This window comes from Sphingoaurantiacus capsulatus (assembly GCF_042648405.1).
In the GTDB taxonomy this organism is placed as follows: domain Bacteria; phylum Pseudomonadota; class Alphaproteobacteria; order Sphingomonadales; family Sphingomonadaceae; genus Sphingoaurantiacus; species Sphingoaurantiacus capsulatus.
Genome location: NZ_JBHRXV010000007.1, coordinates 1 through 25606 on the forward strand (window position 1 = coordinate 1; position 25606 = coordinate 25606).

Below are 25606 nucleotides of genomic sequence, written 5' to 3' on the forward strand. Positions count from 1 at the left end.
CAACAAGCCCACTGAGGGAATCCAAATTCGATTCAGAGGAAAATCATCCCGCTCTAGCGGCTGGCGAACCAGCGGCGCAGCAACTCGGCGTAGATGTCGGTCAGTCGCTCAAGGTCGTCGACCGCAACGACCTCGTCGACCTTGTGCATCGACTGGCCGGGCAGGCCGAATTCGACGACCGGGCACAGGCGGCGGATAAAGCGCGCGTCGGAGGTGCCGCCGCTGGTCGACAGCTCGGGCGTCACGCCCGTCACCGCCTCGATGGCCTCGACGATGACGGCGCTGAAGTCGCCGGGCTCGGTCAGGAAGGACTCGCCGGAAATCTTCACCTCGACCTCGTTGGCGGGGGCGTGCGCGGCGACCGTCTCGCGAATCCACGCCTCCAGTTCGCTGCCGCGATGGAGGTCGTTGAAGCGGATGTTGATGCGCGCGCGGGCCTGCGCCGGGATGACGTTGGTCGCCGGGTTGCCGACCGTCACATCGGTGATCTCGAGGTTGGAGGCGTCGAACCAGTCGGAGCCCTCGTCGAGCAGCCGGCCCTTCAAATCGGCGAGGATGCGCACCAGCCGGGTGATCGGGTTGTCGGCGCGGGCGGGGTAGGCGACATGGCCCTGCGCGCCGTTGACGGTGATCCAGGCGTTGACCGATCCGCGCCGGCCGACCTTCACCATGTCGCCGAGGCGCTGCGCGCTGGTCGGCTCGCCGACGAGGCAGGCGTCGGGGACGTGGCCGTTCGCTTCCATCCAGTCGAGCAGCTTGGTGGTGCCGAAGGTCGCCGGCCCTTCCTCGTCGCCGGTGATGACCAGCGACAACGATCCGGGGAGCGGCCCGGCGCGGTCGATGGCGGCGACGAAGGCGGCGATCGCGCCCTTCATGTCCGCGGCGCCGCGCCCGACGAGCTGGCCGTTGCGGATCTCGGCGGCGAAGGGATCGAGCGACCAGGCGGCGACGTCGCCGACCGGCACCACATCGGTATGGCCGGCGAAGGCGAAATGCGGGCCGCTGTCGCCCCGCCGCGCGAACAGGTTGCGGATCGGGCCGTCGGGCGCCTCGCCGAAGGTCAATAGCTCGACGGTGAAGCCGCGCGACCGCAGCTCGCCGGCGAGTACGTCGAGCGCGCCGGCGTCGGCCGGGGTGACGCTCGGGCAGCGGATCAGCTCTTGCGCGAGCGCGACGGGATTGCTTGTCATCGCCCCTCGTGTAGCCGGTTGGCCGAACGAGGAGCAACATGCCGAAGATCGATGTCGCCGCCGTGCCGGTGATCAGCCACAGCGGCTATCCCGCGCCCTATGCCGAGGCCGTGGCCGGCCGCAGCTACCAGCGGCTCGCCGATGTCGCGGGCCTGAAGGACTTTGCCGCCAACCTCTGCCGCCTCGCGCCCGGCGCCTGGTCGAGCCAGCGCCACTGGCACAGCGAGGAGGACGAGTTCGTGATGATGGTCGCTGGTGAGGCGATGCTGATCACCGATGTGGGCGAGACTCTGATGCGGCCCGGCGATTGCGCCGCGTTCAAGGCGGGCGTCACCGACGCGCATCATCTGGTCAACCGGTCGGATGCCGACGCGCTGTTCCTCGCGGTCGGCCCCGACAAGCCGTCGGATAGCTGCACCTACCCTGACATCGACATGCACCTGCCGCGCAACGACGGCGGCTACACGCACACGGACGGTCGCCCCTACTGAGCCCCTCTCCCTGGAGGGGAGAGGGGTTGGGGAGAGGGTGGCCGGAGAGCGGACGCTAACCGGCGACCACCCTCACCCCGCTCGCTGGCGCGAGTCGCCCTCTCCCCTCAAGGGAGAGGATTACGATTAGTCGCGGAGCAGCTCGTTGATGCCGGTCTTGGCGCGGGTCTGCGCGTCGACGCGCTTGACGATGACCGCGCAATAGAGGCTCGGCCCCGGGGTGCCGTCGGGCAGCGGCTTGCCGGGGAGATTGCCCGGCACCACCACCGAGTAGGCAGGGACGCGGCCGACGAACACTTCGCCGGTGGCGCGGTCGACGATCTTGGTCGAGGCGCCGAGATAGACGCCCATCGACAGCACCGCGCCGGTTTCGACGATCACGCCTTCCGCCACCTCGGCGCGCGCGCCGATGAAGGCGCCGTCCTCGATGATCACCGGATTGGCCTGCAGCGGCTCGAGCACGCCGCCGATGCCGGCGCCGCCCGACAAATGGACGTTCTTGCCGATCTGCGCGCAGGAGCCGACCGTCGCCCAGGTGTCGACCATCGTGCCCTCGCCGACATAGGCGCCGATGTTGACGAAGCTCGGCATCAGCACCGCGCCCGGCGCGATGAAGGCGCCGCGGCGCACGACCGAGCCGGGGACAGCGCGGAAACCCGTGGCGCGGAAGCGGTTCTCGCCCCAGCCGTCGAACTTCGACGGCACCTTGTCCCACCAGCTGGCGTCGCCGGGCGCGCCGGCGATCAGACTGTTGTCGTTGAAGCGGAAGGACAGCAGCACCGCCTTCTTCAGCCACTGGTTGACCTGCCAGCCGTCGCCGGCCTTTTCGGCGACGCGGTAGCTGCCGTCGTCGAGGCCGGCGAGCGCGGCGTCGACCGCGTCGCGCAGCTCGCCGGTCGTGCCGGCGTTGACGCCGTCGCGCGAATCCCAGCCTGCTTCGATGATCGCTTCGATGCTCATGACAGCTCCCGGTTCAGGCCGGCGAGCCAGGCGCCGACGTCGTTGATCTCGATATCGATATAGCTCGCGCACGCCTCGTGATCGCCGCGCTCGGAGCCGTTGTTGACCCAGACGGTGGTCATGCCGATGGCTTTCGCCGGGCGCAAGTTGCGCGCCATGTCCTCGACGAACAGCGCGGTCGTTGGGTCGATTCCATAGGCGTCGCACAGCCCCTGATAGGCACGCGGATCGGGCTTGGGGATGTAATCGGTGGCGTGGATGTCGAAGATCGACTCGAACGCGTGCGCAAGGCCGAGCCGGTCGAGCACCTTCCCCGCATAGGGCGCGTCGCCGTTGGTGAAGACCAGCTTGCGCCCTGGCAGCGCCGCGATCCCCTCGATGACGCGGACATCCTGCTCCAGCACATCCATGTCGACGTCGTGGACGTAGCTCAGGAACTCGTTGGGGCTGACGTCGTGATGGTCCATCAGGCCGCGCAGCGTCGTCCCATGCTCGTGGAAGAACGCCTTCTGTACCCGGTAGGCTTCCGCCCGGTCGCAGGCGAGCAGGCGCGAGATATAGTCGCCCATCCGAACGTCGATCTGCCCGAACAGGTTGGCGCTCGGCGGATAGAGCGTGTTGTCGAGGTCGAAAATCCAGGTGGAGATGCGCGACAGGTCCATGTCGTCCGCGCGTATAGCCGCCCAGGAGTCGCAGGCGAAACGTTAATATTCGGGTGACCCTTATCGTGGTAAACAGCCGCCGCCCGTTGGGGGGCGCGTGGGGACCGGGGGGTCTTATCGTGTTGAGTTCGTCGAAGGTGCGGATGCGCGCCGCCACTGCGCTTGCGGGCGCTGTCTTTCTCACCGCCTGCGGGGGCGGCGGCGGTGGGGGAACCGCCACCATTCCGACGCCGCCGGCCGGCAGCGCGACTCCGACGCCGACACCGGTGGTGCTCGCCCCCACGCCGGCACCGACGCCCACCCCGACTCCAACGCCGGCGTCGATCAACTACAACACCACCGAGTACACCCGCTCGAGCGGTGCGGTGCACATGAACGCGATCACCGCCTACAACCGCGGCGCCACCGGCGCCGGGGTAACCGTGGCGGTGCTCGACTCGGGCGTCGATACCGACAGCGCCGAATTCTCGGGGCGCATCCACACTGCCAGCCAGGACATCGCCGGCAGCGGTCGCGGCATCGACGATTCGGATGGCCACGGCACCTCGGTCGCCGCGACCTTGCTTGCTGCCCGGAACGACAACGCCATCCAGGGCGCCGCCTTCGGCGCGACCTTGCTGGCGCTGCGCACCGATACGGTCGGCAGTTGCGGCAGTACCGATGGCTGCCAGCACAGCGACAATTCACTGGCGCGCGCCATCGATGTCGCGGTGACGAGCGGCGCGCGCGTCATCAACATGTCGCTCGGCGGATCGTCGGCGAATGCCAATCTGCGCAACGCCATCGCACGGGCGACCACCGCCGGCGCGATCGTCGTCATCTCCGCCGGCAATGACGGCGCGGCGCAGCCCGATCCGCTGGCGCTGATCGCCACCGACATGGTGGCGCGCAACCAGGTGATCATCGCCGGCTCGGTCGGCACCGCGCTCGACCCCGCTGCGATGTCGAGCTTCAGCAACAAGGCCGGCACCGGCGCCGCTCGCTATCTGGCGGCGCTCGGTTACCGGGTCCGTAGCTTCGACAATACTGGCCAGTCCTTCCTGTACAGCGGCACCTCCTATGCCGCGCCGCAGGTGTCGGCGGCGGCGGCGCTGCTGATCAGCGCCTTCCCGAACCTGACCGCTGCGCAAGTGGTCGAGCTGCTGTTCACCTCGGCAACCGACGGCGGCGTCGCGGGCACCGACCCCGACTTCGGCCGCGGCATCCTCAGCCTGACGCGCGCCTTCCAGCCGATCGGCGGCACCTCGCTCGCCGGCAGCGCGATACCGGTTACCGACGACAATGGCATCCTCGGCGGTGCCTTCGGCGACGGCGTGCAACTGGGGAGCGCGCTGCAGGGCGCGGTGATCCTCGATGGCTTCGATCGCGCCTTCGCCATCGATCTCGCCGGCACCATTGCGGCGGCACCCGTTCAGCGCCCGCTTGCGGGACGCCTTGCCGATCGCACCCGCGGTGTCGGGGTCGGCGGCGACAACGGCTATCTGTTCCTCAACATCGCGCCCGCCACCTCGACACGGCCGTGGGTGGGCCTCGCGCAGATCGGCGTCGATTCGCAGGCGGGCGACCGGATGCAGGCGACGAGCGGGCTCATCGCCAGCCGGCTCGACGCGACGACGCGGATGGGCGTCGCCGTCGGCTATGGCGCGGAGACGCTGCTCGGCTCGATGACCGGCGGTAACCCGGACGGCGCCTTCATCACCGGCGCCGACCCGCTGACCGCGGCGGGCTTCGCGGCGCACGACCGCACCTCCACCGCGTTCACCCGGCAGGCCGGCCGCTGGTCGCTTGGCTTTGCCGCCAGCCATGCGCGCGCCAACGATCCGCGCCGCTTCGGCTTCGACAGGCAGCGCGAGGGCAGCGTCGACACCGTGGCGATCGAGGCGGCACGGCGTGTCGGCCCGGTCGAGCTGCGGCTCGGTGTGAGCCAGATGAACGAGAGCGACTCGGTGCTCGGCAGCTGGTCGGGTCCGGCGCTCGGCCTGCAGGGCGCACGGACCCGCTTCGCCAATATCCACGCGAAGCTGCCGCTCGGCTCGGGCTTCATCCTCGGCGCGGGCGCGCGGCAGGGCTGGACCAATGCCGAGACCGGCGGCGGCCTCGTCACGCGCGCGGACGGCATCCGCAGCTTCGGCTTCCAGTTCGACGTCGCCAAGGAGCGGCTGTTCGGCGGCGACCGCTTCGACTTGCGCATCGCGCAGCCGCTGCGGGTCAGCGGCGGCAGCCTGCAGCTCGCGGTGCCGGTCGACTATGACTATGCGACGCTCGCCACGCGCTTCGAGAACCGCTCGGCGAACCTGACGCCGTCAGGGCGCGAGCTCGACGTCGAGGCGGCGTACAGCGTGACGCTGCTCGGCGGCGAAGTCGGTACGCACGTCTACTGGCGCAACGAGCCCGGCCACGTCGCGGCACGCCGCGACGATCTAGGTGCTGCCTTGCGGTACCGCGTCGGCTTCTAGCGGCAGAGATATCCGCGCAAGGCTCGCACCACGCGCAGCTCAATCAGATCGGCGTTGCGGTCGCCGCGGCGCACCGAGGCGTCGGTCAGCGAGCGCGTCATCGACTGGACGTCATCGGCGGCGGCATTGATGTCGCTGCCCCACAGGCGGCCGCGATGCTGCTCGAGGAAGCTGCGGATCACCACGTTGACGCGGCGCGCGGCGCCGTCGTCGACCGGCAGGCGCCGGCCCTCGTAGGCGAGCGTGCGTTCGAGCCCCGGCCGGTCGAGCTGGTGGCGCACGATGGTGCGCACCAGCAGCCGCAGCCCGGCTTCGAACAGCATCGTCTTGGCATCGCGCCCGGCCTGCACGACCGAGGTTTCGAGGCTGCCCGACGAGCGCTCGATCAGCGCGGCGGTGAGCGCCTGCTTGTTCGGAAAATATTGATAGAGCGACCCGATGCTGACGCCGGCCTGCGCCGCCACCGCATTGGTGGTCAGCCGGGTCGGCCCTTCGCGTTCGAGAATGCCGGCGGCCGCCGCCAGAATCGCTTCAACCGTCGCCTGTGCGCGTGGCTGCACAGGCATCTTGCGCGCGGCAAGAGCCACTACCCCCATCTCGCTAACCCCCGTCTCGCGAGTCCCTAGAAGCGTGAGTATCGACTCACATTTGTTACGGGGTCAAGACGGGCGGGTGGCAATCCAGGTGCCGCTGATCAGCGCGACCGCGAGCGGCATGTAGGCATGCCAGCTGTCGAGCGCGACGAGTCCGATGACGGCGCTCGCCGCCAGCGCGACTAGCGCCATGATCTTGCCGCGCTTGCTGATCGCCCCGCGTTCGCGCCACGCGACGATGTGCGGGCCAAAGCGCGGATGGTCGAGCAGCCGCTTCTCCCAGACCGGATTGGCCTTGGCGAAGCAGAAGGCGGCGAGGATCATGAACGGGACGGTCGGGAGCAGCGGCACCACGATGCCGATGACCCCCAGCGCGACGGAGACGATGCCGATCGTCAGATAGACCGGCTGCATCAGGGGCTAGGCCGACAGGCTATGCCGTTCGTGACGGCGTCAGGAAGTCCGGGGCGAGTGAGGGAGCGAAGCCAGCTACAACTCAGTAGCTGGCAAGCGAAGCGAGCGCTGAGCCGGACTTCCTGACGCCGCCCTGCGGGTGGCACGGAGGGGTCGAATGGGTGCGTCGCCGACGCTTGCCGGGGGCCTTCAGGCCCGCCTGCGCGCCAGCTCCTACCCATTCGACCCCTCCGTGCCATCACGAATGGCATAGCCTGTCGGCCTAGCCCCTTTTAGTCCCCGGTCTGGATGCGTTCGACGAGTTGCTTCACCGTCGGCACGAACCCGTTCGAATAAAAGGGGTCCTCGCCGAAGCGGTAGGCCGCGTGCCCCGCGAACATCAGATTATGCTCGGGGTCGCCGCCGTGGGCGATGTCCTGCAGCGTCTTCTGGATGCAGAAGCTTCGCGGGTCGGCGAGGCGGCCGGTCGAGTTGGTCTCGTTGTCGGCCCAGGCGGAGAACTGGCACTGGCTGAGGCAGCCCATGCAGTCGGCCTGGTCCTTACGAACCACCTTCACCTCGTCGGGTGCCTCGAACACCAAGGTGTTGTCGGGGGTCTTCAGCGCCTGGGTATAGCCATAGCCGTCCCATTCGCGGGCGCGCAGCAGGTCGTCGCGGGTGACGTAATATTTCTTGCCGCGGCCAACGCCGACATCGAGCAGGAACTGGTGGTCGCCCGCCGCCTCGGTCGAAAAGGCGATCTGCCGCTCCGACCGCGCTTCGAGCCCACGCAGATAGGTGTTGCGCACCGCCGACGAATAGAAGCCGGTCGGCGAGAATTGATGCAGCAGGATGTCGCCCTTCTTCAGCGTCATCAGCTTTTGCTTCCAAACGTCGGGGATCGGGCTTTCCTGCGTCAGCAGCGGCCGGGTGCCGAACTGAAAGGCGATGGCGCCGAGTTCGGGGTTGCCGATCCAGTCCTCCCACTCGCGCAGGAACCAGACGCCGCCCGCCATGATGATCGGCACATCGTCCGAAATGCCGACCTCGCGCATCGTCGCACGCAGGTCGCGGACGCGCGGATAGGGATCCTGCGGGGCACGCGGGTCCTCGGCGTTCGACAGGCCGTTGTGGCCGCCGGCGAGCCAGGGATCCTCATAGACCACCGCGCCGAGCCACTCCGCCGCCTTCGAATAGGCGCGCTTCCACAGCGCGCGGAAAGCGCGGGCGGACGAGATGATCGGGTAATAGTGCACGCCGTGGTGTGCGGCGATCTCGGACAGCTTGTAGGGCATGCCGGCGCCGCAGGTGACGCCGTTGATCAGGCCCTTGGCGCGTTCGAGCACGCCCTGCAGCACGCGCTGCGCACCGCCCATTTCCCAGAGAACGTTGATGTTGATGGCGCCGCGGCCCGACGCGATATCGTAGGCGCGCTTCACCTGGTCGACGGCACCGGCGATGGCATAGTCGACCAGCTCCTCGTGGCGTTCGCGGCGGGTCAGCGCGCGGTACACCTGCGGGATGATCTTGCCTTCGGCATCGAAGCTGTCGGCGTTCACCGCCGAGACGGTGCCGATGCCACCCGCGGCGGCCCAGGCGCCCGACGAATGATGGTTGGTCGCCGCAACACCCTTGCCGCCCTCGACGAGCGGCAATACTTCGCGCCCGCCCATGAGGATCGGATTGATACCCTTGAACATAGGTTCCGTTCTCTTGCGGCCGTTGCTGGCGGCCTTCGTGCGCCGTCATATAGGCGTTCGGAGGGGAAAATGCGCTGGAAAAACGCTCAAGTCGGGCGAACGGCTCCCTACACGGCTTGACCCGCCGCCCAGCCGCTCGACCACGCCCATTGGAAATTATAGCCGCCGAGCCAGCCGGTGACGTCGACCGCCTCGCCGATGATATGCAGGCCGGGGACTTTGGTGGCTTCGAGCGTCTTCTGGGAGAGGCCGGCGGTATCGACGCCGCCCGCCGTCACTTCGGCCTTGGCGAAGCCTTCGGTGCCGGTCGGCACGAACGACCAGGCGTTGATGCGCTTGCCGACGGCTTCGAGCGTGCGATCGGGCAGGTTGGCGATGCCGCCGGTGAGCCCCAGTTCTTCGGCGATGGCCTGCGCCAGGCGGGTGGGCAGCAGTTCGGCGAGCAAGGTCTTCACCTCCGCCTTCGGCCGCTCGCGCTTGCGATCCTTGAGGAAGACGAAGGCGTCGGCGTCGGGGGCGAGGTCAATGATGACCGGCTCGCGGTGCCGCCAATAGGAGGAGACTTGCAGAATCGCCGGGCCGGAGAGGCCGCGATGGGTGAACAGCACCGCTTCGCGGAAACGCCCCGCGCCGGCGCTCACCAGACCCTCGACCGCGACGCCGGCGAGCGCCCGCGCGGTTTCGAGCGTCTCGGAACCGAGCGTCAGCGGCACCAGTGCCGGACGCGGCTCGACGATCTTCAGCCCGAACTGGCGCGCGACATCATAGGCGAACCCGGTGGCGCCCATCTTCGGGATCGACGGGCCGCCGGTGGCCAGCACCAGCCGCGGCGCGGTGAAGGTCGCGGCGGCGGTCTCGACCTGGAAATCGCCGCCGTGGCGGACGCCGCGCACATGCGTCGACAGCCGGATATCGACGCCGCCCGCCGCGCATTCGTCAAGCAGCATCTGCACGACATTTTTCGCGGATTCGTCGCAGAACAACTGGCCGAGCGTCTTCTCGTGATAGGCGATGCCATGCTTCTCGACGAGCGCGATGAAGTCATGCTGCGTGTAGCGCCCGAGCGCCGAGCGTGCGAAATGCGGGTTCGCCGACAGGAAGCGGTCGGCGGTGGTGTTTAGGTTGGTGAAATTGCAGCGGCCGCCGCCCGAGATCAGAATCTTGGCGCCGGGCTGGTCGAGGTGATCGATCAGCAGCACGCGCCGCCCGCGCTGGCCGGCGGTCAGCGCGCACATCAGGCCGGCGGCGCCGGCGCCGAGGATGATGACGTCATAGGTGTTCACGGGCGGAGGCTATCGGGGTTGAACGGAGCGATTGCAATTCTGATCGACGGCGACGCCTGCCCGGTGAAGGAGGAGGCGTACCGTGTCGCCCGCCGCTACGGCGTGCCGGTGAAGGTCGTCGCCAACGCCTACATCAACGTGCCGCGCGAGCCGTTGATCGAGCGGGTGGTGGTCGATGGGGGCTTCGACGCCGCCGATGACTGGATCGCGGAAAGGTCCGATCCGCTGAGCATCGTCGTCACCGCCGATATCCTGCTCGCCGACCGCGCGCTGAAGAAGGGCGCCAAGGTGATCGGCCCGACGGGCAAGCCGTTCGACGCCGGATCGATCGGCAACGCCGTCGCGCAGCGCGCGCTGATGGCCGATTTGCGCGCGATGGGCGAAGTCAGCGGCGGGCCGGCGCCCTTCTCGAAGACCGACCGCTCGCGTTTCCTGTCCGCGCTCGACGAGGCGGTAAACCGGTTGAAGCGGATGCATCCCGGCGGCTAGGCTGCTGGCCATGCGCAAAACCCTCCTCGCTTCGCTCCTGCTCGGTCTCGCCGCGCCGGCCACCGCCACCCCGCAGGATGATTTCTTCGCCCGGCTGACCGCGCTCTGCGGCAAGAGCTTCGCCGGCACGGTCGAGACCAACGACCCCGCCGACGCCGACTTTGCCGGCAAGCCGCTGGTCATGCAGGTGCGGTCCTGCACCGCCGACACGATCCGCATCCCCTTCCACGTCGGCGACGACCGTTCGCGCACCTGGGTGATCAGCCGTACCAAGGACGGCCTGCGGCTGAAGCATGATCACCGTCACAAGGATGGCAGCGAAGACAAGCTGACCCAATATGGCGGCGACACCGCTGCCGCCGGCAGCGCTGGCCGCCAGGCCTACCCGGTCGACGATTTCTCCAAGAAGATGTTCGTGAGCGAAGGCCGGCAGGTGTCGACCACCAACGTCTGGGCGGTCGAGGTCGAACCCGGCAAGACCTTCGTCTACGAACTGTCGCGGCCGAACCGCCTGTTCCGCGTGCGCTTCGATCTGACGAAGGTCGTCAACGATCCGCCGCCGCCGTGGGGCAACTGATCGATAACCTTATGTTCGGTACCTGACATAAGGGTTGACGCTGGACGCCCCACCCCGCAAGCCGCGCCCGTAATGAAACGTAGCGCGGGCGACATCGACAAGCTGATCGTGGAGTGGGAGAGCCTGCGCGCCGAATATGCGTCGCGCGGCTCCACCGGTATCGTCGATTTCATCAGTGCCGAACTGCGCAAGCTTCGCCTCGAACGCGCCGAACTCGACGGCGACTGAGGTTTGGCGGCGGCGCACATCTCCGGTAGCTTCGCCGCGACGGAGATGCGCGCGATGGACACCAAGCCTTTCGGGACGCTACGGCACAGATCCTTTCCCTATTTCCTGCTGCGCGCCGGGCTGGTTCTCGCGGCGGCGCTGCTGTCCGTTGCGCTGAGGCTGCTGCTTCCACGGCCCTTCACGGGCGGCGGCTTCTGGTCCGACTTCGGGCAGGGCGCGCTGGTGACGATCACCCTCGTGCCCCTCGTGCTCGCGGCGATCTATGGCGGCCGGCTGATCCGGCGCGGATGGACGGTCCTGCCGCGCTAGCTCGCTTTCTTGCGCGCTCCGAACAGGCTGAAGCGGCTGCGCAGCCGCTGGATGGCGGTGACGCCGACGATGGCGGCGCCGACCCACAAACCGATCTCGGTAGCGACGGCGACGACCGCCATCGCGATCGTCCACTGCGTCAGGTTCGGATCGAACAGCAGGTAGAAGAGCAGGGTGCCGATCCAGACGGCGAGGACGGCGGCGAGCGTGGCGACGCCGACGAGGCGTTTGCGCTTCAGGGTGAGCATCATGACGGCAGGTCCTTTCACTTGCCGGCGCGCAGCCGCTCGGGCGCGAGCCGCGTGCCGTTGTTGACCACCGCGCGCACGTCGGCGACGCGGTCGAGATCGGGGCGGGGATCGGCGGCGATGAACAGGATGTCGGCCTCGAGCCCGGGGCGCAGCGCGCCGGTGCGGTCGCCGACGCCGATCAGCCGGGCGGCGTCCGACGTCGCCATGCGCAGCACCGCCCAGGCCGGAATGCCCGCCTGCTGGTGCAGCGCCATCTCGCGCGAGACGCTGAGCCCTGGCGCGATCCACGGATTGGCCTGGTCGGTGCCGATGCTCATCGGCACGCCGGCCTCGTACATGCGGCGGGTAAGATCGAGGACGCGCGGCCACACCGCCTTGGCGCGGGCATAGTCCGCCGGCTTCCAGCCCATGTCGAAGCGGAAGCGGCGCCAGCTCGCGACCATCGCGGGATGGTCGTACCTGATGTCGCGCTCGAAAAGCGTGGGGTCGTCGCCCCAGAAGGCCGGCTGAAAGGCGACCAGCGTCGCGTCGACATGCACCTTGCGCGCGGCGAGCGTGGCGATCAGCCGGCGAACCTCGGGACCGTCGAGATCGGCGGCCTCATACCATTCGAAGAATTCATAGGTGCCGGGCCGGTGATCCTTGCGCCACGCCTCGCGCGTGGCGGCGGGCAGCAGGTCGGCGCTGACCGGCATCATGTGGACGAAGCTGTTGACGCCCAGCTCGGCGGCGCGCTGCCAACTGACGGAAGACAGGTGCGCGACGGTGCGCAGCCCGTGCGCGTCGGCGGCCTTCACCGCGTCGGCGATGTCGGCCTCGGTCAGCCCCGAATAGAGCTTCACATAGGAGGCGCCCGCCTTGGCCTGCTCGGCGACGATCGCCGCCGGGCCGCGATCGGGCGACACCAGGGTCACGAGGTTTTCGAAGCCGAAGGGGCCGCGGTCGATGATCTCCGCGGCGTAGATCATTTCCGGCCCGGCGAGGCGGCCGGCCTTCACGTCGCGCGCATAGGCGACATTCTCGCGCGTGCCGCCGCCGGGGTTGCGGATGGTGGTCACGCCGAAGGACAGCAGCATCCGGGCGTTGTGCGCGGTGATGTCGTCGCTCGGCAGCGTGCGCAGCTTCGGCACCCCCTTGTCGACCGAGATGTCGACCGGGCCGAGCGTGACATGCGCATGCGTGTCGATCAGGCCGGGCAGCGCATAGAGGCCGGTGAAGTCGTGGCGGCGCGCGCCCTTCGCGGCGGGCTTGCCGCGCCCGGTCGCGACGATGCGGCCATCCTCCACGAGGATGTAGCTTTTTGGCGTAACCGTTTCGCGCTCGGGATCGACGAGCGTGACGCCGAAGTAGAGGTCGCGCTCGGCGGCGATGGTGGGGGTGGCCGCGACGGCGGAGAGCAGCAGGACGGGCAAAAGCAAACGCATCGAAACCTCGTTGAAGCGCGTATCGAACGGCCCTTCAGTCGAGGCGGCGGGAGTGGCGCTTACAGGCGTCGGCAGAAAAAGATTCTGTAAGAAATCTCAGTTTGCGTGCGACGCCGCTTCCGCCGAGGCTGGACTCAGAACATCGGGGAGAGGCGGATGCGGATCGCCAGGATCATAGGCGTCGTCATGGTGCTGGCGCTGGCCGGCTTTTTCCTTTTCGCGCCGGGGATCGTCGAAGGCGGGATGAACAGGATCGCGCCGACCAAGGCGACGGCCAGTCCCGAGGCGATCGCGCTGCACCGGACCTTGCAGGTCGCCGACCTCCATTCGGATACGCTGATGTGGCAGCGCGATCTGCTCGACCGTGCCGACCGCGGGCACGTCGATCTGCCGCGGCTCGAGGAAGGGCATGTCGCGCTGCAGGTCTTCTCCTCGGTGTCGAAGACGCCGAAGGGCCAGAACTACGACGCCAACGGCGCCGACAGCGACAACATCACCCTGCTGACCGTCGCGCAGTTGCAGCCGGTGCGCACTTGGACCTCGCTGGTCGAACGGTCGCTGTGGCATGCCGAGAAGCTCGCGCGCGCCGCCGAGGCGTCGGACGGGCGGCTGCGCTTCGTCAAAAGCTCCGCCGACCTGTCGCGGCTGCTCGCCGACCGCGCGGCGGGGCGGCCGGTGACCGGGGCGCTGTTCTCGGTCGAAGGGTTGCAGAACCTCGAAGGCAGGATGGCCAATCTCGACCGGCTCGATGCCGCCGGGCTGCGGATGGCCGGGCTCACGCATTTCTTCGACAATGAGGTCGCCGGCTCGATGCACGGGCTGAAGAAGGGCGGGCTGACGCCGTTCGGGCGGCAGGTGGTCGCCGAGCTCGAACGGCGGCGCATCGTCATCGATATCGCGCATGCCAGCCACCAGACCGTTGCCGAGGTGCTGGCGATGGCAACACGGCCGGTCGTCTCCTCGCATGGCGGGGTGCAGGCGACCTGCAAGGTCAACCGCAACCTCAGCGACGACGAGATTCGCGGCGTCGCGAAGACCGGTGGCGTCATCGGCATCGGCTACTGGGACGCCGCCGTCTGCGGCACCGAGCCGGCGAACGTCGCCGCCGCCATCGCGCATGTCCGCGACCTTGTCGGCATCGATCACGTCGGGCTCGGCTCGGACTATGACGGGGCGACGACGGTGGGCTTCGATACAGCGAAGCTGGCGCTGGTGACTCAGGCGCTGCTCGACCGAGGATTCACTCGCGACGAGATCGCCAAGGTGATGGGCGGCAATCTGCTGCGCCTCCTGGGGGAAAATCTGGCGCCGCGCTAAATATTGTAAGCAGCGCGTGTCCACCCCAGACTAACCGGGCGATGCGCGCGCTCGAACGGATCATCGCCGACTATGGCCCGGGGCTGGCGCGCGTCGCCGCCTCCTATGAGGCCGACCGCGCGCTGCAGGAGGATCTGACGCAGGACATCCTGCTCGCCGTCCACCGCGCGCTGCCGACCCTGCGCGACGAGGCCAGCCTCGCGCCCTTCGTGTTCCGCATCGCGCACAACCGCGGCGTCACCCATGTGATGCGGCAGGTGAGCCGCCGCCCGCCGGCGGCGGGCGTCGCCGATGACGCCGACCCAGCGACACCAGAGGATGTGCTGCTCGCCGACGAGCGGTCGCGGCGGCTGACCGCGGCGGTGCGGCGGCTGCCGCTGCCCTACCGGCAGGTGATGACCCTGCTGCTCGAAGATCTGAGCCATGCCGAGATCGCCGAGGCGCTCGGCCTCACCCGCACCAATGTCGGCGTCCGCATCAACCGGGCGAAGACGCAACTGAAGGCGCTGCTCGATGAGCGATGATCCCTTTCTCGACGAGCTGCGCGCCGAATGGCGGCGGCACCCGGTCGATCCGGCGCGGCTGCAGCGGCAGGCGGCGCGGCGACGGCTGCGCGGGCAGCTGGGGCTGGTGGCGGGCGCCGTCGGCATCCTCGGCTATCTCGTCATCGCCATCCTGTTCTCGCGCGAAGCGCTCACCGGAGGACCGCCGGTGTTCGGGCTCGCCGCCATCGCCTTCACCGTGGGCGTGCCGCCGCTGATCAGCGAGTTCGTCTACGCGTGGCGCGATGCCCGCACCGAGCCGGAGCAGAGCCCCGAAGGCCTGCTCGACCTCGCGCGCCGGCGCATCGCCGCCGCGCGCCACGCGCTGTGGGGCTTCCGTGTCGCGGCGATCATTCTCGCCGGCACCGTCGCCGGGCTGCTGCTGCTGTTCGCGATCGGCCGTGCGAGTGCCGCCGAGACGTGGCGGCTCGGCCTCTGCTGGAGCCTGACCGCGCTCGGCTGCTGGCTCTGGCAGATGCGGCGCGGCCAGCGGCTCGCCACCGAGGCGGAGCAGTGCGAGCGGCTGCTCGCCGAGTATCGGGCTGCCTGAAACGACAACGGGCGGCGCTTCCCGAGGAAGCACCGCCCGCATTCGTCAGCCTGGTGGCTGCCTAGTCGTCGTTGTTGCCGGTCAGGAAGGCCGGCGCGAAGGTCGGCTCGCTGCCGCCCTCTTCGCCACCTTCACGACGCGGGCGATCCTCGCGGTCGCGGCGCGGGCCACGATCGCCGCCGCGATCACCACGCGGGCCGCGGTCACCGCCGTCGCGGCGCGGACCCCGGTCGCCATCGCGACGCGGGCCACGGTCGCCGCCGTCACGGCGCGGGCCGCGATCGCCACGGTCGCTGCGCTCGCCACCTTCACGCGGCGGGCGCGTGTCGGCCAGCTCTTCGCCGGTTTCCTGGTCGACGAGGCGCATCGACAGGCGCACCTTGCCGCGGTCGTCGATGCCGAGCACCTTGACCTTGACCTGCTGGCCCTCCTCGAGAACCTCCTGGACCTTCGCCACGCGCTCGTTCTTGATCTCCGAGATGTGCACCAAACCGTCCTTGGCACCCATGAAGTTCACGAACGCACCGAAGTCGACCATCGAGACGACCTTGCCGGCGTAGATCTTGCCGACTTCCGGTTCCTCGACGATGCCCTTGATCCAGTTGCGGGCGGCTTCGATCTGCGCCGGGTCCGACGAGCTGATCTTGATGGTGCCGTCCTCGTCGATGTCGACCTTGGCGCCGGTGGTGGCGACGATCTCGCGGATCACCTTGCCGCCGGTGCCGATGACTTCGCGGATCTTGTCCTTCGAAATCGACATGGTCTCGATGCGCGGGGCGTGCGCCGACAGCTCGGTGCGGCTCTGATCGAGCGCCTTCGCCATCTCGCCGAGGATGTGCGCGCGGCCGTCCCTCGCCTGTGCGAGCGCGGCCTTCATGATCTCCTCGGTGATGCCGGCGATCTTGATGTCCATCTGCAGCGAGGTGATGCCCTCGCTGGTGCCGGCCACCTTGAAGTCCATATCGCCGAGGTGATCCTCGTCGCCGAGGATGTCGGAGAGGACCGCATAGTCCTTGCCTTCGAGGATGAGCCCCATGGCGATGCCCGAGACCGGACGCTTGATCGGCACGCCGGCGTCCATCATCGCGAGGCTGCCGCCGCAGACGGTCGCCATCGACGACGAGCCGTTCGACTCGGTGATGTCCGAGGTGAGGCGGATCGTATAGGGGAACTCTTCCTTCGTCGGGAGGACGGCGCGCAAAGCGCGCCAGGCCAGCTTGCCGTGACCCACGTCGCGGCGGCTCGGCGCGCCGAAGCGGCCGACCTCGCCCACCGAATAGGGCGGGAAGTTATAGTGCAGCATGAAGTTCTGGTAGCTGAGGCCGTTCAGGCCATCGACCATCTGCTCCGACTCCTTGGTCCCGAGCGTGCAGGTCGCGATGGTCTGGGTCTCGCCGCGCGTGAACAGCGCCGAGCCGTGCGTGCGCGGCAGGACGTGCGCCTCGGCGACGATCTGGCGGACGGTCTTGGTGTCGCGGCCGTCGATACGCTTGCCGTCCTTGAGGATGGCGCCGCGCACGATCTCCGCCTCGAGCTTCTTGACGAGCTTCAGGGCGACCATCTGCTCCTGCGGCGTCTTGTCGGCCATGGCGGCCTTCGCCTTGGCGCGCGCCTCGTTCAGCATGTTCGAACGGTCGGACTTCAGCGTGGTCTTGTACGCGGCGGCGATGTCGCTGCCGATGAGCTTCTTCAGCTCGGCCTTGACCGCCGAATTGTCGTCGCCGGCCTTCAGCTCCCACGGATCCTTGGCGGCATCCTCGGCGAGGTTGATGATCGCGTCGATCACGACCTGCGACTGCTTGTGGCCGAACATCACGGCGCCGAGCATGACGTCTTCGGACAGCTCCTTCGCCTCCGACTCGACCATCATGACGGCGTCCTGGGTGCCGGCCATGACGAGGTCGAGATCGCCGGCGGCGACCTGCTCGTCGGTCGGGTTCAGGATATATTCGCCGTCGTTGTAGCTGACGCGCGCCGCGACGATCGGGCCCATGAAGGGCACGCCCGAGATGGTGAGCGCGGCCGAGGCGGCGACCATCGCGAGGATGTCGGGCTCGTTCTCGCCGTCATAGCTCAGCACCTGGGCGATGACGTTGATCTCGTTGTAGAAGCCTTCCGGGAACAGCGGGCGAACCGGACGGTCGATGAGGCGGGAGACCAGCGTCTCCTTCTCGGTGGCGCCGCGCTCGCGCTTGAAGAAGCCGCCGGGGATGCGGCCGGCCGAGGAGTATTTCTCCTGATAGTGGACGGTCAGCGGGAAGAAGTCCTGGCCTTCCTTCACCGACTTGGCGGCGGTGACGGCGCACAGCACCACGGTCTCGCCATACGTCGCGAGCACCGCGCCGTCGGCCTGGCGGGCGATACGCCCGGTCTCGAGGGTCAGCTTGCGGCCGCCCCACATCACTTCCTGCTTATGAATCTCGAACATACGTCTTTTCCTGCATGTCCTCGGACATTCCGAAGACGCTTACGCCGGCGGGTGCGCCCATCGCAGCCGCCGGAAGTGGAACAGGCCCCGTCGTGGGGCCTGTCCGAAGATATTTACTTACGGAGACCGAGCTTACCGATCAGGTCGGTGTAGCGGCCTTCGTCCTTGCTCTTCAGATAGTCGAGCAGCGAACGGCGCTTGTTGACCAGCATCAGCAGGCCGCGGCGCGAGTGATTGTCCTTCGCGTGGGTCTTGAAGTGCTCGGTCAGGTTGGCGATGCGCTCCGACAGAATGGCCACCTGAACTTCAGGGCTGCCGGTGTCGTTGGCTTCGCGGGCGTGTTCCTGGATAAGCGCAGCCTTGCGCTCGGTAGTGATCGACATCGTGATCTCCTGGCTAGATGTTGAATCCCCGCACCACGCGAACCCCATCGGCCGAAACATCGACCAGCGCGACCGGAACAGACCCGGCGGTCGCGAGATGGAGCCCGTGATTGTCAGGGCGTCCGTCGAGCAGCCGTCCTTGCCGAAGCATGGCTGCCTGCGCGGGGTCGACGGTGAGGACCGGGATGTCGTCCAGTCCAGCCGTCAGCGGCAAAAGGGCCTGTTCAAGCGCGCGGCTATGTCCGAGCGCGTTCAGTTTGTCCAGTGAAATCGCGGAATCTTCCCCGAACGGGCCCGCCTTGGTCCGCCGCAGCATCGACACATGGCCGACGCTGCCCAGCGCCAGCGCGAGATCGCGCGCGAGGCTGCGGATATAGGTGCCCTTCGACACGGTGGCGTCGAGGGTCGCGCTCGCCCCGTCGCAGGCTTCCAGCGCGAGCGCGTAGACGGTGACGTCGCGCGACGCGAGTTCGACGGTTTCGCCGGCACGGGCCAGCGCATAGGCGCGCTGCCCGTCGACCTTCAGCGCCGAATAGGCGGGCGGCGTCTGGGTGATCGGGCCGGTGAAGCGCGGCAGCGCCGCCTCGACCGCGGCACGGTCGGGACGCACGTCGGAGGTGGCGACCACCTCGCCCTCCGCATCGTCGGTGGCAGTCGCAGTGCCGAAGGCGATGGTGAAGCGGTAGCGCTTGGTCGCGTCGAGCAGCCGGCCGGTGAGCTTGGTCGCCTCGCCGAGCGCGATCGGGAGGACGCCGGTGGCGAGCGGATCGAGCGTGCCGCCGTGGCCGATCTTCACCTTGCCCCAGCCGCTTTCGCGGGCGTTGCGCTTCACTGCCGCGACGGCCTGCGCCGAGGACAGGCCGAGCGGCTTGTCGAGAATGATCCAGCCATGCATCGCGCGGCTGTTAACCGCGCGAGGGGGCGGCGGCAACGATTAGCCGCGCGCCGGCGCTTCGACCTCGGTCAGCGAACGCAGCGGATAGCGGCGTCCTTCGACGATCACCGAGGAGAAGCGATCGAAGGTGCCGCCGAAGCCGGTGTCGAAGCCGATGGCGTGCGCATAGTTCAGGCCCCAGGCGGGGGCGAACAGCTCGGCCTTGTACCAGCGCTTGCCGGTGCCGCGGATCAGCAGCGTGTCGCGGTCGACGACGCGCCAGTCGCGGATGCCGCCGTGGTTGACGAAGTTGATGCGCGCTTCCTTCGGCCGCTCGACGGTGGCGGCGGCCGGCATCGCGGTCGTGACGGCCAGCGCCGCCAGCAGAGCCTTGGCGAGGGTGTTCACGTCGGATTCTCCCGTTCTTGTTGGTTACGGGAGAGAGATAGGGAACAGGCAGTGAACTGCCGCTGAATGAGCGAGCCATACGTCATCCTGACAAAAGTCAGGACCTCATGGGGGCAGGGGCGTTGACGGCTTGCAGCCAAATGCATGGGCAGGGCCTTCGGGACGCGATCCCGACTTTCGTCAGGATGACGAGCCCTTCAGAGACAGCAGCCTAGTTGTCGTCGCTGTCGTCCGGATTGCCCATCTTGCCGCCGAGGTCGCGGGCGACCTGCGGCGAGCGCAGGATGGCGTCGATGCGGCTGGCCTCGTCGAAGGTCTCGTCGAGGTGGAAATGCAGCTCGGCGGCATATTTGGTGTTCACGCGCCGCGCGGCCTCGGTCTTCAGGAAGCGCACGTTGCGCTTCATCGCCTTGATCACCTCGATCGCCTCCTGTTCGGAGGCGCCGAGCGGCTGGATGAACACGGTGGCGTGGCGCAGGTCGGGCGACATGCGCACCTCGGTCACCGAGATGATGGCGCGTTCGAGCACCTCGTCGCGAAGCTGCCCGCGCGACAGCACCTCGGCGAGCGCATGGCGCATCTGCTCGCCGACCCGGAGCGTCCGAACCGACTTACCCTGCTCGTCGCGTTGCTGCCGCATGGGCGGGGGAAGGGGCGGCACCCGTTAGAGGGTGCGCGCCCGCTCCTCAACCTCGTAGGTCTCAAGGATATCGCCGATGCGGACATCCATGTTGCCTTCAAGCACGACACCGCATTCGAGACCCGAGCGCACTTCGTTGACGTCGTCCTTGAAGCGGCGCAGCGAGGCGATGTTGCCGTTCCAGATGATGACGTCGTCGCGCATGACGCGGACCTTGAGATTGCGGCGGATGACGCCCTCGACGACGCGCAGACCGGCGGCCTTGCCCTTGCCCGCCGCGAACACCTCGAGCACGTTTGCACGGCCCATGACGTTCTCGATGCGCTCCGGCGACAGCTTGCCCGCCATCGCGTCCTTCATCTCGTCGAGCAGCTCGTAGATGATGTCATAGAATTTGAACTCGACACCGTCGCGCTGCGCGATCTCGCGCGCCTTGGCGTTGGCGCGGACGCCGAAGCCGACGATCGGCGCCTTGCTGGCCTTGGCCAGCGTGACGTCCGACTCGGTGATCGCGCCGACACCCGAGTGCAGCACGCGCACCTTGATCTCGTCGTTCGACAGCTTGTTGAGGCTGCCGACGATCGCTTCGACCGAACCCTGCACGTCCGCCTTGATGACGATCGGGAACTCGATGATCTTGTTGGCCTTCAGCGCCGAGAACATGTTCTCCATGCTCGACGGCGCCTGCGTGGTGCGCTTGCGCTGCGCCACGCTCTGGCGATAGGCGGCGACCTCGCGGGCGCGCGCCTCGTTCTCGACGACGGTCAGCGGGTCGCCCGCCATCGGCGCGCCCGACAGGCCGAGCACCTCGACCGGCATCGACGGCCCGGCTTCCTTGATCTGCTGGCCGCGGTCGTTGACCAGCGCGCGGACCTTGCCCGACTCCCCGCCGACAACGAAGATATCGCCGGTGCGCAGCGTGCCGCGGCTGACGAGGACGGTCGCTACGGGCCCGCGGCCCTTGTCGAGCTTCGCCTCGATCACCGTCGCCTCGGCGGCGCGGTCGGCATTCGCCTTCAGCTCGAGGATTTCCGCCTGCAGCAGGATCTTCTCGATCAGCTCATCAAGGCCGGTCTTCTTCAGCGCCGAAACCTCGACGTCCTGGATTTCGCCGCCCATCGCCTCGACCTGGATGTCGTGCTGGAGCAGCGCCTCGCGGATGCGCTGGGCATTGCTGCCCGGCTTGTCCATCTTGTTGATGGCGACGATCATCGGAACGCCGGCCGCCTTGGTGTGGGCGATCGCCTCGATGGTCTGCGGCATCAGGCCGTCGTCGCCCGCCACCACGATCACCACGATATCGGTGACGTTGGCGCCGCGCGCGCGCATCTCGGTGAAGGCCGCGTGGCCCGGCGTGTCGAGGAAGGTGACACGCTCGCCCGACTTCACCTTCACCTGATAGGCGCCGATGTGCTGGGTGATGCCGCCCGCCTCGCCGGCGACGACATCGGTGCCGCGCAGCGCGTCGAGCAGCGAGGTCTTGCCGTGGTCGACGTGGCCCATGATGGTCACGACCGGCGGACGCGCGGTCAGCGTCGTGTCGGCATCGACGTCGGTGGTGGCGTCGATGTCGATGTCGCTCTCGGACACGCGCTTGATGTTGTGGCCGAACTCGGTGACCAGCAGCTCGGCGGTGTCCTGGTCGATCGACTGATTGACCGTGACGGGCATGCCCATCTTGAACAGGGCCTTCACCAGGTCGGCGCCGCGCTCCGCCATGCGGTTGGCGAGCTCGGCCACGGTGATGGTGTCGGGCACCACCACGTCGCGAACTTGCTTGGCGGTCGAGGCGCCGCCGCCCATGTGCGAGCGGCGATCCTTCTCGCGCGCGCGGCGCAGCGCGGCCAGCGAACGCGAGCGCGTGCCGTCCTCGTCGTCGAGCGCGCGGGTGACGGTGAGCTTGCCCGACTGGCGGCGATTGTCCTCGCGGCCACGCGATGGCTTCGGTGCCGCGGGGGCGTCGGGCCGGCGGCCGGCAGGTGCGCCACCGGGGCGGCGCATGTCGCGGTCGTCATCGTCGGTGCGGCGCGCGGTCGTCGACGGCGCGGCCGTGGCGGTACGCGGCTCGGCGGTCGCGGGCGCCTCGGCAGCGCGCTTCGCGTCCTCGGCGGCGCGGGTCGCGGCTTCCTCTTCCTCGCGGCGGCGGTCCTCGACGCGGCGACGCTCGGCGTCCTGCGCCTCGGTACGGGCGCGGTCGTCCTCGCGGCGACGCTCCTCGGACAGGCGCAGGCGATCTTCTTCCGCCTGGCGGAGGAGGAGGGCCTGGCGCTCCTGGCGCGACATCAAATCGTTCGGCGCCGCGCGGGGCGCTTCCGGACGGCGCGCCGTCGGCGCGGGAGCAGCCGGTACAGGCGCAGGCGCAGGTGTCGGCGTCGGAGCAGCCGCTGCCGGGGCAGCCGGTTCCGGCGCCGCGGCCGCCTCGGCGACGGGTTCGGGCGCCGGGGCAGCCGCCTCGGGCGCGGGCGCGGGCGCAGGGGCGGGAGCAGCGACCGGAGCCGGGGCGGGCGCCGGCGCGGCGACGGGCGCCTCGGCCTCGGGCGCCTCGACCGGCGCGGCTTCGCCCGGACGGCGCAGCACGCGGGTCTTCTTGGTCTCGACCACCACCGAGTGGGTGCGGCCATGGCTGAAGCTCTGCTTCACCTTGCCGATCTCGACGGTGCGCTTCACGCCGAGCGCGGGCCGGAGGCCAAGTTTCGGTTTATTGTCTTCGGTCATGCTTAGCCTGATACCCTTACCGTTCGGCCGCGGAGCCGTGCTCCCCGTCCGCGCCATCGTCATTCGTTCCGCAGAAAGCGCGCCACCGTGAGACGGCGGCTGCTACCCGTGTCGCTGCCGCGCGGTCGCAGAGCGCGGCGTGTACAACATTTTCGCGCCCCAAGGCCACCGACAATTCGGAACGGCCCACCGGGAGCACCACCGACTCGCCCATCTCGGAAACGCGGAGCTTCTGGTCGAGCTTGCCGCGCCCGTCCGCCGACGCATCGGCCGCGTGAAGCAGTAAATGCACCCGTCCGGCGCGAATCTTGTCGAGGATGCGATCCGATCCCAACATGAGGTTGCCGGTGCGCAATTCCAACCCCAGCCGGTCGAGCGCGCGGCGCTGAAGCCCTGCCTCGATGCGCTGGACGAGGTCGTCGGGCACCTTGATCGTCGCGCCCTTGAAGGCACGCAGCAGCGCGCCGCGTAGCTTGCCCTTGGCCACCGCCGCCTCGATCAGCCGGCGATCCGGCGTGACCCAGGCGCCGCGCCCCGGCGCCTTCGCGCCGAGGTCGGGAAGCACATCGCCGTCAGGGCCGAGCGCGAGACGGATGAGGTCGTCGCGCGCGCCGTGCTCAGCGCTTAATATGCACTTACGTTCTGGGGTTTCATGCTCCGGCATCCGCGTCAGCGTCCCCCTCGAACCAGTGGGCGCGGGCGGCCATGATGATGCGGTTGCCGTCTTCCTCGCTGAGGCCAGCGTCCTTCAGGATGCCGTCCCGCTTGCCGACCAGCTCGTCGGTGGCGAGGTCGCCGAGGTCGTCGAGCGTCTTGATGCCGGCCTTGCCGAGCGTGACGAGCATCGCCTCGGTGATGCCCTCGATCTCGCCGACGGCATCCTCGACGCCGAGGCCGCGCCGCTCTTCGCGGTTGGCCGCCTCGCGGCGCTCCAGTGCTTCCAGCGCGCGGTTCTGAAGCTCGCTCGCCAGATCGTCGTCAAAGCCCTCGATCGAGGCCAGCTCGGGCAGCTCGACGTAGCCGACCTCCTCGAGCTCGGTAAAGCCCTCGGCAACCAGCAGCTGCGCCAGCGTCTCGTCGACGTCGAGCTCGCGCTGGAACATCTCCGACCGCTCGATGAACTCGCGCTGGCGCTTCTCGCTCTCGTCGGCCTCGGTCATGATATCGATCTGGTGACCGGTCAGCTGGCTCGCGAGACGGACATTCTGGCCGCGGCGGCCGATGGCGAGGCTCAGCTGATCGTCGGGAACGACGACCTCCAGCCGGTTCTCGTCCTCGTCGATGACGACCTTCGACACCTCGGCGGGCTGCAGCGCGTTCACCACGAAGGTGGCGGTGTCGGGCGACCAGGGGATGATGTCGATCTTCTCGCCCTGCAGCTCCTGCACGACGGCCTGCACGCGGCTGCCCTTCATGCCGACGCAGGCGCCGACCGGGTCGATCGAGCTGTCGCGGCTGATGACGCCGATCTTGGCGCGGCTGCCGGCGTCGCGGGCGCAGGCCTTGATCTCGATGATGCCGTCGTAGATTTCCGGCACTTCCTGCGCGAACAGCTTCTTCATGAACTCGGGGTGGGCGCGCGACAGGAAAATCTGCGGGCCGCGGTTCTCGCGGCGGACGTTCAAAATCAGCGACCGGACGCGGTCGTTGACGCGCAGCACCTCGCGCGGGATCTGCTGGTCGCGGCGGATGACACCCTCGGCGCGGCCGAGATCGACGACGACATGGCCGAACTCGACGCGCTTCACCACACCGGTGATCACCTCGTTGACGCGGTCCTTATATTCCTCGTGCTGGCGCTCGCGCTCGGCGTCGCGGACCTTCTGCACGATGACCTGCTTCGCGGCCTGCGCGGCGATGCGGCCGAACTCGATCGGCGGCAGCGGATCGACGACAAAATCGCCGACCTTGGCGTCGGCGTCGCGCTTCTGCGCGTCCTTGACCGACGTCTGCTTGAAATAATCCTCGACCTGCTCGACCACCTCGACGACGCGCCACAGGCGCATGTCGCCCGACTTGGCGTCGATCTTGGCGCGGATGTCGTTCTCGGCGCCGTAGCGGGCGCGAGCGGCCTTCTGGATCGCGTCCTCCATCGCCTCGATGACGATGCCGCGATCGATCGACTTCTCGCGCGCGACGGCGTCGGCGATCGCGAGCAGCTCGGCCTTGTTGGCGGAAATGGCAGTGGCCATGCCGTCTATTCCTTCTCTTCGATGATGTCGTCGGCACCCTCTGACGAGAGCGGCTTGCTTGCCTTGATCAGCTCGTCGGTGAGCGTGAGCTTGGCAGATTGAATGAGGCTGAGCGGCAGCCGGATCTCGGCGTCGTCGACCTCGATCAGCGCGGTGTCGCCGTCGAGGCCCTTCACGATGCCGAAGAAGCGCTTGCGGCCGTCGATGGCTTCGCTCAGCGCGATCTTCGCTTCGTGGCCGGCCCAGTCGGTCCAGTCCTTGGCCCGCGTCAGCGGCCTGTCGATGCCGGGCGAGGAGACCTCGAGCCGATATTCATCCTCAATCGGGTCGGTCTCGTCGAGCATCGCCGACAGCGCGCGCGAGATGGTGGCGCATTCGTCGAGCGTGAGCTGGCCGGTCTTCGGGTCCTCGGCCATCACCTGCAGCGACACGTACTTCGTCCCCGACAGCGACACGCGCACGAGGTCGAAGCCGAGGCGCGTCACCTCGGGCTCGATCAACTTCGTCAGCTGCGCGGCGTCGGTCAAAAGTCGTTTCTCCAAGCACCTTCG

At 68.4% G+C, this 25606-nt stretch carries 27 protein-coding genes; 9 read left to right on the plus strand and 18 right to left on the minus strand.

Annotated features, from left to right (window positions below; translation table 11 throughout):
- Window positions 1–53: 53 nt before the first annotated feature.
- Window positions 54–1190, minus strand: a complete 1137-nt coding sequence (gene dapE / locus ACFOMD_RS08980; protein WP_380860104.1) for a succinyl-diaminopimelate desuccinylase — start codon at window positions 1188–1190, stop codon at window positions 54–56.
- Between the two features lie 38 nt (window positions 1191–1228).
- Here dapE and ACFOMD_RS08985 point away from each other — a divergent pair, with 38 nt between their 5' ends.
- Window positions 1229–1681 (plus strand): cupin domain-containing protein, encoded by a 453-nt coding sequence (locus ACFOMD_RS08985; RefSeq protein WP_380860107.1) that lies wholly within the window; start codon window positions 1229–1231, stop codon window positions 1679–1681.
- A 126-nt stretch (window positions 1682–1807) separates the two neighbouring features.
- On the opposite strand, the gene dapD is transcribed toward ACFOMD_RS08985, so the two are convergent.
- Both dapD and ACFOMD_RS08995 read right to left on the minus strand, forming a co-directional pair.
- A complete protein-coding gene (gene dapD, locus ACFOMD_RS08990; RefSeq protein WP_380860110.1) occupies window positions 1808–2641 on the minus strand; it encodes a 2,3,4,5-tetrahydropyridine-2,6-dicarboxylate N-succinyltransferase in 834 nt (277 codons plus the stop codon).
- Window positions 2638–3303 (minus strand): pyrimidine 5'-nucleotidase, encoded by a 666-nt coding sequence (locus tag ACFOMD_RS08995; RefSeq protein WP_380860113.1) that lies wholly within the window; start codon window positions 3301–3303, stop codon window positions 2638–2640. Before ACFOMD_RS08995 ends, dapD begins: the two co-directional genes overlap by 4 nt.
- A 119-nt stretch (window positions 3304–3422) precedes the next feature.
- Between ACFOMD_RS08995 and ACFOMD_RS09000 the strand changes: the two genes are divergently transcribed.
- Window positions 3423–5759 (plus strand): S8 family peptidase, encoded by a 2337-nt coding sequence (locus ACFOMD_RS09000; protein WP_380860116.1) that lies wholly within the window; start codon window positions 3423–3425, stop codon window positions 5757–5759.
- Here ACFOMD_RS09000 and ACFOMD_RS09005 read toward each other — a convergent pair.
- From ACFOMD_RS09005 to ACFOMD_RS09020, 4 genes are all read right to left on the minus strand, one after another.
- The gene (locus ACFOMD_RS09005; RefSeq protein ID WP_380860119.1) at window positions 5756–6346 is read right to left on the minus strand and encodes a TetR/AcrR family transcriptional regulator; all 591 of its coding nucleotides are present in this window, start codon (window positions 6344–6346) and stop codon (window positions 5756–5758) included. The genes ACFOMD_RS09000 and ACFOMD_RS09005 overlap by 4 nt on opposite strands.
- A 72-nt stretch (window positions 6347–6418) precedes the next feature.
- A complete protein-coding gene (locus ACFOMD_RS09010; protein WP_380860389.1) occupies window positions 6419–6769 on the minus strand; it encodes a YbaN family protein in 351 nt (116 codons plus the stop codon).
- Between the two features lie 269 nt (window positions 6770–7038).
- Window positions 7039–8445 (minus strand): NAD(P)H-dependent flavin oxidoreductase, encoded by a 1407-nt coding sequence (locus ACFOMD_RS09015; protein ID WP_380860121.1) that lies wholly within the window; start codon window positions 8443–8445, stop codon window positions 7039–7041.
- 107 nt (window positions 8446–8552) lie between these two features.
- On the minus strand, window positions 8553–9728 hold the full coding sequence (locus ACFOMD_RS09020) for a BaiN/RdsA family NAD(P)/FAD-dependent oxidoreductase (protein WP_380860124.1): 1176 nt from the start codon (window positions 9726–9728) through the stop codon (window positions 8553–8555).
- A gap of 18 nt (window positions 9729–9746) precedes the next feature.
- On the opposite strand from ACFOMD_RS09020, the gene ACFOMD_RS09025 reads away from it, so the two are divergent.
- The 4 genes from ACFOMD_RS09025 to ACFOMD_RS09040 all read left to right on the plus strand — a co-directional run bounded on the left by ACFOMD_RS09025 (window position 9747) and on the right by ACFOMD_RS09040 (window position 11331).
- A complete protein-coding gene (locus ACFOMD_RS09025; protein ID WP_380860127.1) occupies window positions 9747–10217 on the plus strand; it encodes a YaiI/YqxD family protein in 471 nt (156 codons plus the stop codon).
- 10 nt (window positions 10218–10227) lie between these two features.
- Window positions 10228–10794 (plus strand): hypothetical protein, encoded by a 567-nt coding sequence (locus tag ACFOMD_RS09030; RefSeq protein ID WP_380860130.1) that lies wholly within the window; start codon window positions 10228–10230, stop codon window positions 10792–10794.
- A 72-nt stretch (window positions 10795–10866) separates the two neighbouring features.
- Window positions 10867–11022 carry a hypothetical protein gene (locus tag ACFOMD_RS09035; RefSeq protein ID WP_380860133.1) on the plus strand — a complete coding sequence of 52 codons (156 nt, stop codon included), beginning with the start codon at window positions 10867–10869 and terminating at the stop codon, window positions 11020–11022.
- Window positions 11023–11076: 54 nt separating this feature from the next.
- The gene (locus ACFOMD_RS09040) at window positions 11077–11331 is read left to right on the plus strand and encodes a hypothetical protein (protein WP_380860136.1); all 255 of its coding nucleotides are present in this window, start codon (window positions 11077–11079) and stop codon (window positions 11329–11331) included.
- Here ACFOMD_RS09040 and ACFOMD_RS09045 read toward each other — a convergent pair.
- On the minus strand, window positions 11328–11582 hold the full coding sequence (locus ACFOMD_RS09045) for a hypothetical protein (protein WP_380860139.1): 255 nt from the start codon (window positions 11580–11582) through the stop codon (window positions 11328–11330). The two genes, ACFOMD_RS09040 and ACFOMD_RS09045, sit on opposite strands and share 4 nt — an antisense overlap.
- Before the next feature lie 14 nt (window positions 11583–11596).
- A complete protein-coding gene (locus tag ACFOMD_RS09050; RefSeq protein ID WP_380860142.1) occupies window positions 11597–13006 on the minus strand; it encodes an amidohydrolase family protein in 1410 nt (469 codons plus the stop codon).
- A 156-nt stretch (window positions 13007–13162) separates the two neighbouring features.
- On the opposite strand from ACFOMD_RS09050, the gene ACFOMD_RS09055 reads away from it, so the two are divergent.
- From ACFOMD_RS09055 to ACFOMD_RS09065, 3 genes are read left to right on the plus strand one after another with little or no spacing between them, the layout of a single operon-like run.
- Window positions 13163–14323: a dipeptidase gene (locus ACFOMD_RS09055; protein WP_380860145.1), complete on the plus strand. Its 1161-nt coding sequence runs from the start codon at window positions 13163–13165 to the stop codon at window positions 14321–14323.
- Between the two features lie 41 nt (window positions 14324–14364).
- Window positions 14365–14847 carry an RNA polymerase sigma factor gene (locus ACFOMD_RS09060; RefSeq protein WP_380860148.1) on the plus strand — a complete coding sequence of 161 codons (483 nt, stop codon included), beginning with the start codon at window positions 14365–14367 and terminating at the stop codon, window positions 14845–14847.
- A complete protein-coding gene (locus tag ACFOMD_RS09065) occupies window positions 14837–15415 on the plus strand; it encodes a hypothetical protein (protein ID WP_380860151.1) in 579 nt (192 codons plus the stop codon). Before ACFOMD_RS09060 ends, ACFOMD_RS09065 begins: the two co-directional genes overlap by 11 nt.
- Before the next feature lie 61 nt (window positions 15416–15476).
- On the opposite strand, the gene pnp is transcribed toward ACFOMD_RS09065, so the two are convergent.
- The 9 genes from pnp to rimP form a co-directional block, all read right to left on the minus strand.
- Window positions 15477–17843 carry a polyribonucleotide nucleotidyltransferase gene (pnp, locus tag ACFOMD_RS09070; RefSeq protein ID WP_380860154.1) on the minus strand — a complete coding sequence of 789 codons (2367 nt, stop codon included), beginning with the start codon at window positions 17841–17843 and terminating at the stop codon, window positions 15477–15479.
- Between the two features lie 113 nt (window positions 17844–17956).
- A complete protein-coding gene (gene rpsO, locus ACFOMD_RS09075; RefSeq protein ID WP_380860157.1) occupies window positions 17957–18226 on the minus strand; it encodes a 30S ribosomal protein S15 in 270 nt (89 codons plus the stop codon).
- Window positions 18227–18239: 13 nt separating this feature from the next.
- Window positions 18240–19121, minus strand: coding sequence for a tRNA pseudouridine(55) synthase TruB (gene truB / locus ACFOMD_RS09080; RefSeq protein ID WP_380860160.1), 882 nt, complete (start codon window positions 19119–19121; stop codon window positions 18240–18242).
- Between the two features lie 39 nt (window positions 19122–19160).
- A complete protein-coding gene (locus tag ACFOMD_RS09085; RefSeq protein ID WP_380860163.1) occupies window positions 19161–19508 on the minus strand; it encodes a DUF6491 family protein in 348 nt (115 codons plus the stop codon).
- Between the two features lie 211 nt (window positions 19509–19719).
- Window positions 19720–20148 (minus strand): 30S ribosome-binding factor RbfA, encoded by a 429-nt coding sequence (gene rbfA, locus ACFOMD_RS09090; protein WP_380860166.1) that lies wholly within the window; start codon window positions 20146–20148, stop codon window positions 19720–19722.
- Window positions 20149–20172: 24 nt separating this feature from the next.
- Window positions 20173–22863 (minus strand): translation initiation factor IF-2, encoded by a 2691-nt coding sequence (gene infB / locus ACFOMD_RS09095; protein WP_380860169.1) that lies wholly within the window; start codon window positions 22861–22863, stop codon window positions 20173–20175.
- A 16-nt stretch (window positions 22864–22879) separates the two neighbouring features.
- Window positions 22880–23527, minus strand: coding sequence for a DUF448 domain-containing protein (locus ACFOMD_RS09100; protein ID WP_380860172.1), 648 nt, complete (start codon window positions 23525–23527; stop codon window positions 22880–22882).
- Entirely contained in the window at window positions 23514–25055 is a 1542-nt protein-coding gene (nusA, locus tag ACFOMD_RS09105; RefSeq protein ID WP_380860175.1) for a transcription termination factor NusA, read from the minus strand. The genes ACFOMD_RS09100 and nusA overlap by 14 nt, the downstream gene beginning before the upstream one ends.
- A 5-nt stretch (window positions 25056–25060) precedes the next feature.
- A complete protein-coding gene (rimP, locus tag ACFOMD_RS09110; RefSeq protein WP_380860178.1) occupies window positions 25061–25582 on the minus strand; it encodes a ribosome maturation protein RimP in 522 nt (173 codons plus the stop codon).
- Window positions 25583–25606: the final 24 nt, after the last annotated feature.

Coding starts and splice junctions, on each gene's coding strand:
- ACFOMD_RS09045 (WP_380860139.1), bottom strand. CDS start 11,582: ATGATGCTCACCCTGAAGCGCAAACGCCTCGTCGGCGTCGCCACGCTC.
- ACFOMD_RS09015 (WP_380860121.1), bottom strand. CDS start 8,445: ATGTTCAAGGGTATCAATCCGATCCTCATGGGCGGGCGCGAAGTATTG.
- ACFOMD_RS09030 (WP_380860130.1), top strand. CDS start 10,228: ATGCGCAAAACCCTCCTCGCTTCGCTCCTGCTCGGTCTCGCCGCGCCG.
- ACFOMD_RS08995 (WP_380860113.1), bottom strand. CDS start 3,303: ATGGACCTGTCGCGCATCTCCACCTGGATTTTCGACCTCGACAACACG.
- dapE (WP_380860104.1), bottom strand. CDS start 1,190: ATGACAAGCAATCCCGTCGCGCTCGCGCAAGAGCTGATCCGCTGCCCG.
- ACFOMD_RS09100 (WP_380860172.1), bottom strand. CDS start 23,527: ATGCCGGAGCATGAAACCCCAGAACGTAAGTGCATATTAAGCGCTGAG.
- ACFOMD_RS08985 (WP_380860107.1), top strand. CDS start 1,229: ATGCCGAAGATCGATGTCGCCGCCGTGCCGGTGATCAGCCACAGCGGC.
- ACFOMD_RS09050 (WP_380860142.1), bottom strand. CDS start 13,006: ATGCGTTTGCTTTTGCCCGTCCTGCTGCTCTCCGCCGTCGCGGCCACC.
- ACFOMD_RS09055 (WP_380860145.1), top strand. CDS start 13,163: ATGCGGATCGCCAGGATCATAGGCGTCGTCATGGTGCTGGCGCTGGCC.
- infB (WP_380860169.1), bottom strand. CDS start 22,863: ATGACCGAAGACAATAAACCGAAACTTGGCCTCCGGCCCGCGCTCGGC.
- nusA (WP_380860175.1), bottom strand. CDS start 25,055: ATGGCCACTGCCATTTCCGCCAACAAGGCCGAGCTGCTCGCGATCGCC.
- ACFOMD_RS09060 (WP_380860148.1), top strand. CDS start 14,365: ATGCGCGCGCTCGAACGGATCATCGCCGACTATGGCCCGGGGCTGGCG.
- truB (WP_380860160.1), bottom strand. CDS start 19,121: ATGCATGGCTGGATCATTCTCGACAAGCCGCTCGGCCTGTCCTCGGCG.
- ACFOMD_RS09040 (WP_380860136.1), top strand. CDS start 11,077: ATGGACACCAAGCCTTTCGGGACGCTACGGCACAGATCCTTTCCCTAT.
- ACFOMD_RS09065 (WP_380860151.1), top strand. CDS start 14,837: ATGAGCGATGATCCCTTTCTCGACGAGCTGCGCGCCGAATGGCGGCGG.
- pnp (WP_380860154.1), bottom strand. CDS start 17,843: ATGTTCGAGATTCATAAGCAGGAAGTGATGTGGGGCGGCCGCAAGCTG.
- dapD (WP_380860110.1), bottom strand. CDS start 2,641: ATGAGCATCGAAGCGATCATCGAAGCAGGCTGGGATTCGCGCGACGGC.
- rbfA (WP_380860166.1), bottom strand. CDS start 20,148: ATGCGGCAGCAACGCGACGAGCAGGGTAAGTCGGTTCGGACGCTCCGG.
- ACFOMD_RS09035 (WP_380860133.1), top strand. CDS start 10,867: ATGAAACGTAGCGCGGGCGACATCGACAAGCTGATCGTGGAGTGGGAG.
- rpsO (WP_380860157.1), bottom strand. CDS start 18,226: ATGTCGATCACTACCGAGCGCAAGGCTGCGCTTATCCAGGAACACGCC.